Source organism: Roseococcus sp. GW821-FHT12F05 (assembly GCF_058806835.1).
Genome location: NZ_JBXAQB010000003.1, coordinates 108,849 through 123,275 on the forward strand (window position 1 = coordinate 108,849; position 14,427 = coordinate 123,275).

Sequence of the window (14,427 nt, forward strand, 5' to 3'; positions counted from 1 at the left end):
GGCCCTTCTTCATACGACGGCGCTGGGGGCCGGCGCCCGCTGCTCCAGCACTGCCGCGATGCGCTCCAGCGCGGTCACGAGCAGCGAGGTCGCCTCCCGGCCCAGGCTGAGCCGCACCGTCTCGGGGGGCTGCGTGTCGTCCTGCATGAACTCGTAGGCGGGCGCGACGAGCACCTGGCGCGTCAGCAGCTCGGCGGTGAACTCGCCGGCGCGGCGCCCGGGCGGCAGGGTCAGCCAGCCATGGTAGAGCGGCCGGCTGGGCGCGCCGCCCGATTGGCCGCCGGGTTGGCCGAGCGCCAGGGCCGGGCCCAGATAGGTCTGTGCGAGCCGCATGCGCTCCAGCGCCTCCGCCCGCTGCGCCATCACGCAGGCCTCGGCATCGCCGCTGGCGATCAGCCGCTTCGCCATCGCCCCGTGCAGCGCGCCGCAGGTCCAGCCCAGCGTGTAGAGCGCGGTCTGCACCGCCTCGCGCAGGGGCGCCGGCGCCACCACGTAGCCGAGGCGCAGCCCCGGCGCGATGCTCTTGGAGAGGCTCGTCGCGAGGATGACGCGGTCGGGCGCCAGCCGGGCCAGAGGCGGCAGCGTGTCGCCGCTCAGATGGCCGTTGATGTCGTCCTCGATCAGGATCGCATCCGCCGCGCGCGCTGCGGCGATGACGAACTGCCGCGCCTCGAGCCCCAGGGTGGCTGTGGTCGGGTTTTGCATCACGGGCGTCAGCACGGCCGCGCGCGGCGCCATGGTGCGGCACAGCCGCGCGAAGGCCTCCGTGTCGAGGCCCTCGGCGGTGATGGGCACGCCGATCAGCTCGATCTGGAGCAGCGTCGCGAGGCGGCGCAGACCCGTGTAGTGCAGCGCCTCGCACAGCACGCGGTCGCCGGGGCGGGTCACGGCCTTCAGCGCGGCGAGCATGCCTTCATGCGCGCCGCCGACCACCTGCACGGCCTCGGCGGGAACCTCCAGCCCGCGGAGGCGCAGCCAGGCGGCGCCGGCCGCGCGGGATTCGGCATCGCCGCCGAGCGGCTCGTAGCCGAACACCTCCGGCACGCCTGCGAGCCCCGACAGCGTCCGGCCCAGGATCTCCTGGACCGGGCCCAGCGGGGGCATGCACAGGCGCAGGTCGACCAAGCCGCCCGTAGGCGGCGCGGTGGGGAGGATGGTGGGCTGCGGCGCCACGAAGGTCCCTGAGCCGATGCGCGTCACCAGCACGCCGCGCCGCGTGAGCTCGCCGATCGCCCGCGTCAGGGTGGCGATGGTGATGCCGAGCCGCGTGGCCAGCAGGCGATGGGGCGGCAGGCGCTGGCCGGCCGCGGCGCCGGTGCGCGCCAGCCGCTCCAGCGCGGCGATGACCTGGGGATACTTCACGCGCTCGCCACCCGGGATGGGCGTCAGCCCGGCGAGCATCCGGGCGCTCGCATCGCCGCTATCGATATCGCTTGATGAGGGGTTCATCGCCTTGTTACGCTTGAATATGCCAGATTTGTCCTAGGACGATCCACGCTCCCGACGCCAGCAAAACCTCCCGCCCAGCGGAAAATCTCCCGTCCTGTGAAAAAGGCTTGCGCCGCGACCGCTCCAATTCTAGCTTTTTGATCTAGAACGATAAGCGGCGTTTCCAGCCGCTGTTCTAACGCCAGCTATGCGGCTCCAGCCTTTGCCAGGAGCCTGGGTCACTTGCCACGATTCCCCTTCCCGGCCAGCGCCTCGGCGGGTTCAGCGGGTGCGCTGCGGCGCATCTCCCTGACCTCCCGCACAACGAGGGCGTAACCGCGATGTCCGAGCTCCTCCAGCTGGAACTGGTCCGCGAGGCGTTGACCGCCGTGGTCAACGAGATGCGGGCCAACATGATCCGCGCCTCCTACTCCTCGATCATCTACGAGGGCCACGACTTCTCCTGCGCCCTGATGTCCGCCACCGGCGAGCTGGTGACCCAGGGCCTCGACGATCACCCCCTGCACATCTTCGCCGTGCCGGTCTCGACCGAGGAGGTGCTGCGCCGCTACGCCGGCGACATCCGCCCGGGCGACATCTTCCTGCACAACGACCCCTATACCGGCGGCACCCACCTCAACGACATCCTGATGCTCTGGCCGGTCTTCGCCGAAGAGCGGCTGATCCTCTTCGCCGCCGTGCGCGCGCATTGGAACGACGTCGGCGGCATGACGCCGGGCAGCCTCTCCGGCCGCGTCAACGAGATCTACCAGGAGGGCATCCGCATCCCGCCGACGCGCATCGGCGCGAACGGCGAGCTGAACCAGCCCTTCCTCGACCTGATGTTCGCGAACATGCGGGTGGAGGAGGAGCGGCGCGGCGACTTCGACTGCATGCTCGGCGTCTGCCGCAAGGCGGAGGCCCATGTGCTGCGGCTGGTCCGCCGCTGGGGCGCCACCGGCCTGCTGGACGCCATGGCCGAGCTGATGGACCGCGCCGAGGCGCGCATGCGCGCGCGGCTGGCCACCCTGCCGGAGGGCACCTACCGCGCCGAGGGCTATCTGGAGAGCAACGGCCACGTGGCCGAGCCGCTGCGCATCGCGCTGGCGCTCACCATCGCCGGCGGCGAGATGGTCGCGGACTTCACCGGCACCTCGCCGCAGACCATGGGGCCCACCAATGTCGGGCCCTCGATGGCGCCGAACGGGGTCTTCACCATCGTGAAGGCCTTCCTCGATCCGCGCGGCATGATCTCCTCCGGCGCCTTCCGGCCGATCCGCGTGATCGCGCCCGAGGGCAGCTTCATCAACGCGCGGCTGCCCGCGCCCTGCGGCGGCATGGTGGAGGTGAAGTACGGCCTCGACGGCGTGATGCTGTCCGCGCTCGGCCAGGCGGTGCCGGAGCTGACGCTGGGCGAGCTCAAGGGCGCCGCGAACCACACCCACATTGCCGGGCGCCGGCCGGGGGCGCGCTCGCCCTTCATCCTCTACGAATGGCCGGCGGGCGGAACGGGCGCGGGGCGGGGCTTCGACGGCAACAACGTCGTGCGCGCCTTCACCGAGGGCGACTTCAACTCCATCCACGCCGCCGAGGTCATCGAGGCGATGTTCCCGCTGCGCGTGAAGCGCTCCGCCATCCGGCCGGACACCGGCGGCCCGGGCGAGTTCCGCGGCGGCTGCGGTCTGCTGCGCGAGATCGAGCTGCTGAACGAGACGGGCAGCCTCTCCGTGGTGTCGGAGCGCAACGTCATCCCGCCCTATGGCGTGGAGGGCGGGCAGGCCGCGCAGCCCAACGGCTTCGCCGTGCTGCGCGGCGAGGCGAGCCTCGCGCCCTCGCCGATCCCGGGCAAGGTCTCGGGCTTCCCGCTGGAGCGCGACGACGTGGTGCAGATCCGCTCTGGCGGAGGCGGAGGCTATGGCGATCCGCTCCGGCGCGACGCCGGGCGCGTGCTGGACGACGTCCGCCAGGGCTACGTGACGGAGGCGGCGGCAGCGCGCGACTACGGCGTGGTGCTGCGCGACGGCGCCGTGGACGAGGCGGCGACCGCCGCCCGCCGCGCAGAGCTCGCGCGCGGCCGCCATCTGGTGACGGTGGTGGCGACCAACCAGCCCGGCCACGCGGGCACGCGACGGCTGCTCTACCTGCCGCCGGCCTTGAGCGAGGCGCTTGGCGCCGGGGCGGGTGGGCTGGTGGAGCTGGTGCCGGCGCGCGGCTCGGCCGTGCGCTTCTGGACGCGGATCGACCCGGCGCTGCCGGACGACCGCATGGCGGCCATGGGTGTGGACGGCTTTCCCCTGCTGCAGGCCGCGCCCGGCGACCGGCTGCTGCTGCGCGGGCTGGAGCTTGCGGCATGAGCCGGCATCTCATCGGCATCGACGTCGGCGGCACCTTCACCGACGTGCTGAGCTTCGACCTCGGGACCGGCGAGCTGCGCTCGGCCAAGGTGCCCTCGCTGCCCGGCAAGCAGTGGATCGGCGTGCTGGAGGCCTTGCAGGCGCTGGGCATCGAGCTCGACGCCATCGCCGGCTTCGTCCACGGCACCACCATCGCCACCAACGCGCTGCTGGAGCGCAAGGTGGCCAAGGTCGGCCTGCTCACCACGGAGGGATTCCGCGACGCCATCGAGGTGGGCCGCACGCGCCGGCTGATCGGCGGCCTCTTCGACACCCGCTTCCAGCGACCCAAGCCGCTGGTCTCGCGCGACCTGCGGCTGGAGGTGGCCGAGCGCGTCGCCGCCGACGGCACGGTCGTGACGCCCCTGCCGCTGGAGGAGGTCGGCACCGCCGCCGAGACCATGCGCCGCTCGGGCGTCGAGGCGGTGGCGGTGGGCTTCCTCAACGCACATGCCTCGGCGCGCCACGAGGACGAGGCGGCCGGGCGGCTCAAGGAACTGCTGGGCAACATTCCGATCTCCCGCTCGGCCGACGTGGTGCGCGAGCTCGGCGAGTTCGAGCGCATCTCCACCACGGTCGCCAACGCGGCCCTCTCGCCCGTCGTCGGTCGCTACATCGAGACGCTGACCGAGGCGCTGGCCAGCCACGGCATCACCGCGCCGGTCAACATCATGGGCTCCAACGGCGGCGCCATGGGCCTGCCGGTCGCGCGGCGTTACCCCGTGCGGACCTTCCTCTCCGGGCCGGTCGGCGGCGTGATCGGCGCGCTGCGCGTGGCGCGCGCGGCGGAGGTCACGAGCTTCATCACCTTCGACATGGGCGGCACCTCCACCGACGTTGCGCTGATCGAGAACGAGCTGCCGCGCATCTCCTACGCCAACCTGCTGGACGCCTATCCGCTCCAGGTCCCGCAGCTCGACATCCACACGATCGGTGCCGGCGGCGGCTCCATCGCTTGGCGCGAGGCGGACGGCACCATCGAGGTCGGGCCGAAGAGCGCCGGCGCTTTGCCGGGGCCCGCCTGCTACGGCCGCGGCGGCACGCTGCCCACCGTCTCCGACGCGAACTGCGTGCTCGGCCGGCTCAACGACCGGCGGCCGCTGGCCGGCGGGCTGATGGTGGACCGCGCCAAGGCGCGCGAGGCCTTCGCCGCGCTGGCCGGAAGCGAGGCGCTGGAGCCGCTGGCGGACGGCGTGCTGCGGCTGGTGGTCGCGAAGATGGCTGGCGCGGTGCGCGAGGTCACGGTGCATCGCGGCCATGACCCGCAGGATTTCGCCCTGCTCGGCTTCGGCGGCGCGGGCCCGATGCACGTCTTCCTCGTCGCCGAGGAATTGCAGATCGACCGCGTGGTGGTGCCGCGCCTGCCGGGCCATCTCTCGGCGCTGGGCCAGCTGCTCGCGGACCGGCGGCACGACGCGGTGCGGCCCTGGATCTGCCGCCTACAAGCGTTCGACGCCGCGGCCGCCGCCGCCTGCCTGGAGGAGCTGAAGGCGCGCACCTCCCAGCTCTTCGCCGCCGAGGGCGTGGATGCCTCGGAGGCTGAGCTGCGCTTCACCGCGGACCTCCGCTACGCCGGGCAGTCCTTCACCCTCCCGGTGCCGGTGCCCGCGCTCGCGATGGATCCGGCCCGGCTGAAGGCGGATTTCGACGCGGCGCACGAGGCGAATTTCGGTTATGTCGACCGCCGGAACGACGCCGAGATCGTCAACTTCCGCCTCTCCGCCACGGTCCGCGTCATGCCGCCGCCGCTCGACTACGCGCCGGAGGAGGGCGGCCCCGCGCTCATCGAGATCGCGCCCGTCTGGTTCGGCACGGGCTATGTGGATACGCCCTTCCTGCGCCGCACGCGCCTCGCGGTGGGCGAGGAGGTGCGCGGCCCGGCCGTGCTGGAGGAGGCCGGCGGCACCACGATCATGCCGCCCGGCTGGCGCGCGGTGGTGCATCCCGCCGGCAGCCTGATCTGCGAGCGCCTGCCGTGACGGCGGCCTCGGAGGCCGTGGGCGCGGAGCCCCTGGTCCCGGCCGCCCTGCCGGCGGCGACGAGGCCGCGGCGCGCGGGGCAGGGCGGGCTCTGGCTGGTCCTGCCGGGCGCGCTGTGGCTGCTGCTCTTCGGCGTGGCGCCGCTGCTGCTGCTGGTGCAGATGTCCTTCTGGACCTCCTCCATCTTCGGCCTCACCACGGACCTCACTCTCGACAACTACCGAGCCCTGGTGGAGGAGCCGGTCTATGCGCTGATCCTGCTGCAGACGCTGCGGATCTCCGTCACCGTCACGCTGATCTCGCTGCTGCTGTCCTACCCGATCGCCTGGCTGCTCGCCTCGCTCCAGGGGCGCCGCAAGACCGCGATGGTGATCCTGCTCTTCCTGCCCTTCTGGTCCAGCTACGTGGTCCGCACCTTCGTCTGGCTGCCCATGCTGGGGCGCCAGGGGCTGGTGAACCTCGTGCTGATGCGCCTCGGCGTCATCGACCAGCCGCTGGACTGGCTGCTCTACAACGAGGGCGCGACGCATCTCGGGCTGGTCTACGTCTACACGCTGTTCATGACGCTGCCGATCTACCTGTCGCTGGACCGGCTCGACCGCTCGCTGCTGGAGGCGGCGGCCGATCTCGGCGCGGGGCCGGCGCGGACCTTCCTGCGCGTGGTGCTGCCGCTCAGCATGCCCGGCGTCCTCTCCGGCTGCGTCATGGTCTTCCTGCTGGCCAGCGGCGCCTATGTCACGCCGCAGCTGCTGGGCGGCACCTCCGGCATGATGTTCGGCAACATCATCGCGGTGCAGTACACCAACACCAACAACTGGACGCTCGGCGCCGCGCTTTCGGTGGTGCTGATCTCGGTCGTCTTCCTCATCCTGCTCGTCTTCGGCCGCTGGGTGCGGCTGAGCGACGTCTTCGTGGGGCGCTGACCATGGCGCAGGCCTCCCGCCTCGGCCGCCCGGGCCGGATCCTCCTGGGCCTCTATGCCGCGGCTTTCTACGCCTTCCTCTATTTGCCCATCCTGCTGCTGGTGATGCTGTCGGTGAACGATGCGCCGACGATGACGGCCGATTTCCAGGGCTTCACCTGGAAGTGGTACCGCCAGGTCGCGGCCTCGCCGGAGCTGCTGCGCGCCATCGGCAACAGCGTCGCCCTCGGCGTGGTGAGCGCCACGATCGCCACGGCGCTGGCGGTGATGCTGGCGCTCGGCTTCCGCCGCTCCTTCCCGCTCAAGGCGCTGCTGATGAAGCTGATCCTGGTGCCGATCCTGGTGCCGGGCATCGTCGGCGGCATCATCTACCTGATGTTCTTCGGCTATGGCGGCATCGAGACCGGGCTCTGGACCACGGTGCTGCCGGTGCACATCACCTGGGTGCTGCCCTTCGCCTTCCTCACGCTCTTCCCGCGCGTGCACGGCTTCGACCGCAGCCTCGAGGAGGCGGCGATGGACCTGGGCGCGCCGCCGTTGACCGTCTTCCGCCGGGTGGTGCTGCCCATCATCCGGCCGGGCGTGGTGGCGACGGCGATGTTCGCCTTCACCCTCTCCTTCGACGAGTTCATCCGGACGCTCTTCGTGATCGGCGGCGAGCGCACGGTGCCGGTGCATCTGTGGTCCCTGCTGTCGGACCAGATGGCGCCCTTCCTGCCGGCGGTCGGCGTCGTGATCATGCTGATCTCGGTGCTCGTCTCGCTGCTCGGCTTCCTGGCCACGGCGCGGGCCGGCCAGGGATGAATCCCATCACCCCACAGCCAGGAGATTCCGCCATGAGTGAGCAGAACAGTCACGCCGCCGGACCGCTGGCGCGGCGCCACCTGCTGGGGGCCGCGGCCGGCCTTGGCGTCGCGGGCCAGGCCCGCGCGCAGGCCAAGCCGGTGGTGGACATCATCACCGTGCCGGGCATGGTGGGCGGGCAGCTCAAGACCATCATCGACGAGGACGCCGGCTGTGATCTCGTGAACGGGCCCTACCAGTCCTCGACGGACTCCGTCTCGCGCCTCACCGCCGCGGGCGGCCAGCGCTTCGACATCATCTGCAGCTCCTTCGAGTTCTCGCGCCCCGTGGTGATGGGTGCCCAGGCCGGGCAGGAGAGGGTGCAGGAGCTCGACCGCTCGCTGCTGCCCAACCTCGCCAAGCTCTCCGAGGCGTCGCGCGCCGGCGTCGGCGAGCGGGACGGCAAGCTCTACATGATCCCCATCTCCTGGGGCTTCGACTCCATCCTCTTCAACAAGGACGTCGTCCCGGTGGAGGACCCCTACACCCAGTCCTGGTCGCTGCTCTTCGAGGACCGCTACGCCGGGCGCATCGCCTGGTGGGACACCGCGCACCAGATGATCCTGGCCGCCGGCCTCTATCTCGGCCATGCCGAGCCCGAGAAGATGGACCGTGCCCAGGTCACGGAGGTCGGGCGCTTCCTGATCTCGAAGAAGCGGAACGTGCGCACCTTCTTCACCACCTTCGCCCAGGGCACCGCGCTGCTGGCGAACAACGAGGTGGTGGTGAGCTACGGCATCGTGCCGATGCGTGCCGAGATGGAGCAGCGCGGCTTCCCCACCGGCTACGCCCTGCCGAAGGAGGGCGTGACCTCGCTGATGATGTGCGGCTACGTGCCGAAGAACGCGCGCAACGCCCGCGGCGCCCATGCCGTGCTCAATGCCATGATGGGCGAGCGCTACTGCAACCAGATCACCCCCTCCTGCGGCTACCTGCCGGTCTCTCCCTCGACCGGCGGCAGCTATACCCCCGAGGAGCGCCACCGCCTCGGCTTCGGCATCTTCGACGGCTCGGTGAAGCACTATCCGCAGCGCTTCCCCGCCAACATGAACATGTGGCTGGAGACCTGGGCACGGGTGAAGAGCGCGTGAGCCGGCCATGACGGCGGAGGTCACCGTCTCGATCCGCGATGTCGGGCGGACCTTCGGCACGGTGACGGCGCTGGAGAACGTCTCGCTCGACATCCGCCGCGGCGAGTTCTTCTCGCTGCTCGGCCCCTCGGGCTGCGGGAAGACGACGCTGCTGCGCATCATCGGCGGCTTCGAGATGCCGTCGACGGGCGAGATCCGCATCGGCGGCCGCGACGTGACGAACGATCCGCCCTATCGCCGGCGCAGCAACATGGTGTTCCAGCAGGGCGCGCTGTTCCCCCACCTGACGGTGGCGGAGAACATCGCCTTCGGGCTGGAGATGAAGCGCCAGGAGCGCGCGGCCATCCGGCGCCGGATCGACGAGGCGCTGGAGATGGTGCGCCTCGGCGGCTTCGGCGCGCGGCGAGTGGAGCAGCTCTCCGGCGGGCAGCGCCAGCGCGTGGCACTCGCCCGCGCCCTGGTGAACGAGCCCGAGGTGCTGCTGCTGGACGAGCCGCTGAGCGCGCTCGATCTGCAGCTGCGCCTGCAGATGCAGGAGGAGCTGCGGCAGCTCCAGCGCGCGACGGGCAGCACCTTCGTCTTCGTCACCCACGACCAGGGCGAGGCGATGGCCATGTCGGACCGCATGGCCGTGATGAGCGGCGGCCGCGTCATGCAGGTCGGCACGCCGCGCGAGATCTACGAGCGGCCGGCGCGTGGCTTCGTGGCGCGGTTCATGGGCCATTCCAACTTCTTCACCGGCCGTGTGGCCGAGGGCGGCACCGTGGCGATCGGCGCGCTCTCCCTGCCGGCGCGCCTGCCGCCGGCCGCCGCGACGGGGCAGGAGGTGCTGGTGGCGCTGCGCTACGAGAAGGTGGAGCTGGCGGCGCAGGGGGAGGGGCTGGAGGGGATCCTGGAGGAGGAGACCTATATGGGCCCGACCATCCGCCGCCGGATCCGGCTGAGCGATTCCGTCACCCTGGTCTCCGACGCGCCGAGCACGGCGGGCCAGCCGGAGATCGTGCCCGGCGCGTCCGTCTCGGTCCGCTGGGCGCCCGACGACCTGACCGTGCTGGTGGACTGACCGCCCGATGAGCGTGCTGATCACGGGCGGCGCGGGCTTCGTCGGCCTGAACGTCGCCTCTGCCTTCCTGGCTCGCGGCGAGAAGGTCGCCCTCTTCGGCCCGGCCGCGCCGCCGGAAGCGGCGGAGCGGCATCTGCGGTCCCTGCCGGGCCGGCTGGAGGTGGTGACCGGCGACGTGCGCGACCGGGCCGCGATCGTCGACGCGCTGCGGGCGCAGGCGGCGGACCGTGTGGTGCACATGGCCGCGATCACCGCCGGGCTGGACCGCGAATCCCGCGAGGCCTCGACCATCGCCGAGGTGAACCTGGGCGGGACGATCCAGGTGCTCGAAGCGGCGCTGGCCTGCGGCGTCCGGCGCGTGGTGCAGACGGGGACGGGCTCGGTCTTCGGGCAGGTGCCGCCCGGAGTGGAGGCGATCGACGAGACGCTGCCGCCGGTGCCCGAGAGCCTCTACGGCATCACGAAATACGCCGCCGAGCGGACGGCGCTGCGCTACCGGGCGACGCGCGGGCTCGACGTGCTGGTCGGCCGGCTGGGCAATGTCTTCGGCCGCTGGGAATACGACACGGGCGTGCGGGACACGTTGAGCCTGCCCTTCCAGCTGCTGCGCCTCGCCGCCGCGGGCGGCGTGGCACGGTTCCGCCCGGGACTGCCGGACGACTGGGTCTATGCGACCGACATCGCCGCCGCGATCGTCGCGCTGATGGATGCGCCGGCCCTCGCGCACGGCGTCTACCATCTGGCGACGGGTCGCCGCTGGTCCCTCACCGGCTGGTGCGAGCGGCTGAAGGGCACCTTTCCCGGCTTCGATTACGAGCTGACGGAAGGCGCCGCGCGCGTGACCGTCGGCGCGGCCACGCCTTCCGCGCGCCCGCCCTTCCGGGTCGACCGGCTGCGCGAGGAGATCGGCTTCACGGCGAGGTTCGGCGAGGCAGAGGCCTTCGACGACTACCTGGCCTGGCATCGGGAGAGCGCATGACGGAGATGGGGACGAACGGCTTCGGCCTCCACGGGCGGGTGGCCGTGGTGACGGGCGCCGGCGGCGGCATCGGCTCGGCGATCGCGCGCGGATTCGCGGAGGCGGGTGCCCGCGTGGCCTGCCTGGATCGCGCGGCGCCGCAGGAGCTGGCGGCGGCCATCGCCGCGGAGGGCGGGGAGGCGAGGGCCTTCGCCTGCGACGTCACCGACCAGGGGCAGACCCTGGCCACCATCGCCTCCGTCGTGGCGGAATGGGACACCGTCCACGCCCTCATCAACGGCGCCTCCAACGACGACCCCACCGGCAGCGTCCTCGAGCTGGAGCCCGCCGACTGGGGCCTGACCTTCGCCGTCCAGGTGACCGGGGCCTATCTGATGAGCCGCGCCGTGCTGCCGCACATGATCGCGGCCGGGCGCGGCAGCATCGTCCACATCGCGTCCCAGATGGGGCGCGTGGGCGCCAAGGGACGCCCGGCCTATTGCGCGTCCAAGGGCGCGCTCATCCAGCTGGCGAAGGCCATGGCGCTGGATCACGCGGAGCAGGGCATCCGGGTCAATTCCCTCTCGCCGGGCGCGATCGAGACGCGCCGCATGCTGATCCGCCATGGGGACATGGCGACGGCCGCGGCCCTCAACGCGCCCAAGCACGCGCTCGGCCGGCTCGGCCGGCCCGCGGAGATCGCCGCCGCCGCCCTGTTCCTCGTCAGCGACGCGTCGAGCTTCATGACCGGTGCCGACCTTCTGGTGGATGGCGGCTACACGGCGATGTGAACCGGGCTTCTGGGGCGCATCGGCGCGAAGTCGACGCGGCACGGCGGAACGGTGCCGTCGTCGCGGCGGTGGGCAGCGAAAGCTTCCGCTCCCCCGCGGCCGCCGGATCCAACGCATCGAGACCGCGACCCCTACCCGCTTGGCAGCGGTCGCCGCGCCGCCGAGACTGGAAACGGATTGAGCAGGGAGGAGCAGTCGATGAGTGCAGAGCGGCGACGGAAGGCCATCGTGACCGGGGGCGCGCGGGGCATCGGCCGCGCCATCGCCCTGACCCTGGCCGGGCACGGCTTCGACCTTGCCCTGGTGGATGTCCGCGCCGAGGACCTGGAACGGACCGCGGCCGAGCTGCGGGAGCTCGGCTCCGACGCGGTGCCGATCGAGGTCGATACCTCGCTCTACCAGGCCGCGCGCGACCATGTCGCCGCGCTCGAGGCGCGGTGGGGGAGCATCGACGTGCTGGTGAACAACGCCGCGGTCCTGCAGCCCAAGCGCATCCTGGAGATCACCGAGGAGGAATGGGACCGTGGCATGGCGGTGAACCTCAAGGGCTACTTCAACTGGTCGCAGGCGGTGGCGCCGGGGATGCTGGCGGCGGGCGGTGGACGCATCGTCAACATCTCCTCCGTCTCGGCGAATTCCGGGCCTTCCCCCCACTCGGCGAGCCGCTTCGCCTACAGCGCCACCAAGGCCGGCGTGCTCGGCCTGACCAGGGGCCTCGCGCGCGAGCTCGCGCCGACGATCAGCGTGAACGCCATCTGCCCCGGCGCGATCCTCACCCCGCGCACCGAGGCGAGCTTCGCTCCTTATATGGACCGCATCCCCGCCGGCATTCCGCTGGGCCGCGTCGGCACGCCGGAGGACATCGCCGTCGTGGTCGGCTTCCTCGCCACGGCGGAGCCCATGTGGCTCACGGGCGAGGTCATCGACGTGGACGGCGGCGCCAACATGAATTGAGGAGTCGGTCCATGGATCTCGGTCTGCAAGGAAAGCTCGTCGCCGTCACCGGGGCCGCCGGCGGCATCGGCGATGCTTTGACACGCCTCTTCTCCGGCCTCGGCGCGGAAGTCCACGCCACGGACCGCTCGGCCGAGGGCCTCGCCGCCATCGGCGCGCTGCCCAACGTCCACACCGAGCCCGTCGAGCTCACCGACCGCAGGGCCGCCGCGGACTGGATCGCCGCGGTGGAGCGCAAGGCGGGCCGGCCCATCGAGGTGCTGGTGAACAATGCCGGCGGCTCGCTGGGCCAGGCGCCGAAGCCGCCGGAGGAGGTGTCCGACGACGAATGGGACAGCATCCTCGCGATCAATGTCGATGCCGTCTTCGCGCTGTGCCGTGCCATCGCGCCGCGGATGAAGCAGGCGGGCGGCGGGCGCATCGTGATGGTGAGCTCCGGCGCCGGCTCCAGGGCCTCGATCAACGGCGTGCAGGCCTATGTGGCATCGAAGCACGCGGTGAACGGGCTGACGCGCCAGCTCGCCGCCGATCTCGGTCCCTTCGGCATCACGGTCAACGCCGTGGCGCCCGGGCTTGTCCTCACCAACCCGGCGCGCGACCGGCAATGGGCGCGCTACGGCGAGGCCGGGCAGAAGGCTCTGCTGAGCCGCATCGGCCTGCGTCGGCTGGGGGAGGCGGAGGAGGTTGCGAAGGTCGTCGCCTTCCTCGCCTCCGACCTCGCAAGCTTCGTCAATGGCGTCATCATTCCCGTGGATGGCGGCTATGCCTGAGGGGAGCCAGGCCCTGGCTTGATTGGGGCACGCCGGCCGACATCGCGGATACGCCGTTCCCGGCGGCCTCGACGGGTTCGTTGAGCTCGCGCTGCCGGAGCTGTGGCGCCGCGGGCCGTTCCGCACGGAATGCGCCGGCCTGGCCGAAGCCGAACCTGCCCGCTGGGAACAAGGCAGGCCCGATTGCTTGCATCCCCCACCGAACTTCGCGATCATCAAGATCGCAACTCCAGAGAGGTGTGCATGGCGCGGTTGCTGCCTCCGCTCAATCCGCTCCGCATGTTCGAGGTGGCCGCGCGGCACGTCAGCTTCACGCGTGCGGCGGCCGAGCTCGGCGTCACGCAGGCCGCGGTGAGCCGGCAGGTCGCGGTGCTGGAAAGCTGGATGAAGGTCAAGCTGTTCGAGCGCTTCCATTCGGAGCTGCGTCTCACCGAGGCAGGCGCGCGCTACCTCGCCGGAATCAATGGCGCCTTCGATGCGATCGACGGCGCCACGCGCGCCACCCGGCGCGACCGTGCCCGGCGCAACCTGCGCATCCGCGTCTGCGCCACCTTCGCGAAGCACTGGCTGCTTCCGCGCCTGCCTGCCTTCCATGCGGCCCATCCGGACATCGAGATCAACCTGACCGCCAGCATCGCCGCGGCCAGCTTCGACACGCCCGACCTGCATGCGGCGATCCGCTTCGGCAACGGGCATTGGGAAAGCCGGGTGGCGCGCAAGGTCTTCGGCGACAGCCTGGCGCCGCTCTACAACCCTCTGCTGCTGGAGGACGACCGGTCGCTGTGCCGCGTCGAGGATGTCGTCCGCTATCCGGTGCTCCAGTCGCGCTATCGGCAGAGCGACTGGCTGGACTGGGCCACCTTTGCCGGCGTGCGGCTGGAGCGGCGCCAGTTCATGGCCTTCGAGAGTTCGTCCCTCTCCTATCAGGCCGCCCAGCAGGGCCTGGGCATCGCCATGGGCCAGCTTCGCCTGCTGGAGCCGGAGCTTGCCAGGGGCGCGCTGGTGATGCCCTTCGACTGCGTCCTGGAACGGCCGCTCGGTTATTATATCCTCGAGCCCGAGGGCGTTCCGACCGACCCGCGGCTGGCGCGTTTCCGCGACTGGGTCCTGGATGAATCCGCGGCCGGCAGACAGGAGGCGCTCCCGGCCCCGCGCCGGCCGGAGCGGCGTGTCCGCCGGGCCGAAGTCGCCTGACGAACCTCGTCCCTGCGCGGCCGGCCCCCGGCCTGCCGGCA

The 14,427-nt window shown here is 71.6% G+C and carries 12 protein-coding genes; 11 read left to right on the forward strand and 1 reads right to left on the reverse strand.

Features of this window, described 5'->3' with window-relative positions:
* Positions 1-9: 9 nt before the first annotated feature.
* A complete protein-coding gene (locus tag AC1ROY_RS08965; RefSeq protein WP_493148453.1) occupies positions 10-1,449 on the reverse strand; it encodes an aminotransferase-like domain-containing protein in 1,440 nt (479 codons plus the stop codon).
* A gap of 320 nt (positions 1,450-1,769) precedes the next feature.
* Here AC1ROY_RS08965 and AC1ROY_RS08970 point away from each other — a divergent pair, with 320 nt between their 5' ends.
* From AC1ROY_RS08970 to gcvA, 11 genes are all read left to right on the forward strand, one after another.
* Positions 1,770-3,782 carry a hydantoinase B/oxoprolinase family protein gene (locus tag AC1ROY_RS08970; RefSeq protein ID WP_493148454.1) on the forward strand — a complete coding sequence of 671 codons (2,013 nt, stop codon included), beginning with the start codon at positions 1,770-1,772 and terminating at the stop codon, positions 3,780-3,782.
* Positions 3,779-5,800 carry a hydantoinase/oxoprolinase family protein gene (locus AC1ROY_RS08975; protein ID WP_493148455.1) on the forward strand — a complete coding sequence of 674 codons (2,022 nt, stop codon included), beginning with the start codon at positions 3,779-3,781 and terminating at the stop codon, positions 5,798-5,800. Before AC1ROY_RS08970 ends, AC1ROY_RS08975 begins: the two co-directional genes overlap by 4 nt.
* On the forward strand, positions 5,797-6,723 hold the full coding sequence (locus tag AC1ROY_RS08980) for an ABC transporter permease (protein WP_493148456.1): 927 nt from the start codon (positions 5,797-5,799) through the stop codon (positions 6,721-6,723). The genes AC1ROY_RS08975 and AC1ROY_RS08980 overlap by 4 nt, the downstream gene beginning before the upstream one ends.
* A 2-nt stretch (positions 6,724-6,725) precedes the next feature.
* A complete protein-coding gene (locus AC1ROY_RS08985; protein WP_493148457.1) occupies positions 6,726-7,526 on the forward strand; it encodes an ABC transporter permease in 801 nt (266 codons plus the stop codon).
* A 32-nt stretch (positions 7,527-7,558) separates the two neighbouring features.
* Positions 7,559-8,656, forward strand: a complete 1,098-nt coding sequence (locus AC1ROY_RS08990; protein WP_493148458.1) for an ABC transporter substrate-binding protein — start codon at positions 7,559-7,561, stop codon at positions 8,654-8,656.
* Between the two features lie 7 nt (positions 8,657-8,663).
* A complete protein-coding gene (locus AC1ROY_RS08995; protein ID WP_493148459.1) occupies positions 8,664-9,719 on the forward strand; it encodes an ABC transporter ATP-binding protein in 1,056 nt (351 codons plus the stop codon).
* A 7-nt stretch (positions 9,720-9,726) separates the two neighbouring features.
* Positions 9,727-10,698, forward strand: coding sequence for an NAD-dependent epimerase/dehydratase family protein (locus AC1ROY_RS09000; protein WP_493148460.1), 972 nt, complete (start codon positions 9,727-9,729; stop codon positions 10,696-10,698).
* Complete coding sequence (locus AC1ROY_RS09005) at positions 10,695-11,468, forward strand: SDR family NAD(P)-dependent oxidoreductase (protein WP_493148461.1); 774 nt, start codon at positions 10,695-10,697, stop codon at positions 11,466-11,468. Before AC1ROY_RS09000 ends, AC1ROY_RS09005 begins: the two co-directional genes overlap by 4 nt.
* 198 nt (positions 11,469-11,666) lie before the next feature.
* Entirely contained in the window at positions 11,667-12,422 is a 756-nt protein-coding gene (locus AC1ROY_RS09010) for an SDR family NAD(P)-dependent oxidoreductase (protein WP_493148462.1), read from the forward strand.
* 11 nt (positions 12,423-12,433) lie between these two features.
* The gene (locus AC1ROY_RS09015) at positions 12,434-13,192 is read left to right on the forward strand and encodes an SDR family NAD(P)-dependent oxidoreductase (RefSeq protein WP_493148463.1); all 759 of its coding nucleotides are present in this window, start codon (positions 12,434-12,436) and stop codon (positions 13,190-13,192) included.
* 243 nt (positions 13,193-13,435) lie between these two features.
* Positions 13,436-14,386 (forward strand): transcriptional regulator GcvA, encoded by a 951-nt coding sequence (gene gcvA, locus AC1ROY_RS09020; RefSeq protein WP_493148464.1) that lies wholly within the window; start codon positions 13,436-13,438, stop codon positions 14,384-14,386.
* Positions 14,387-14,427: the final 41 nt, after the last annotated feature.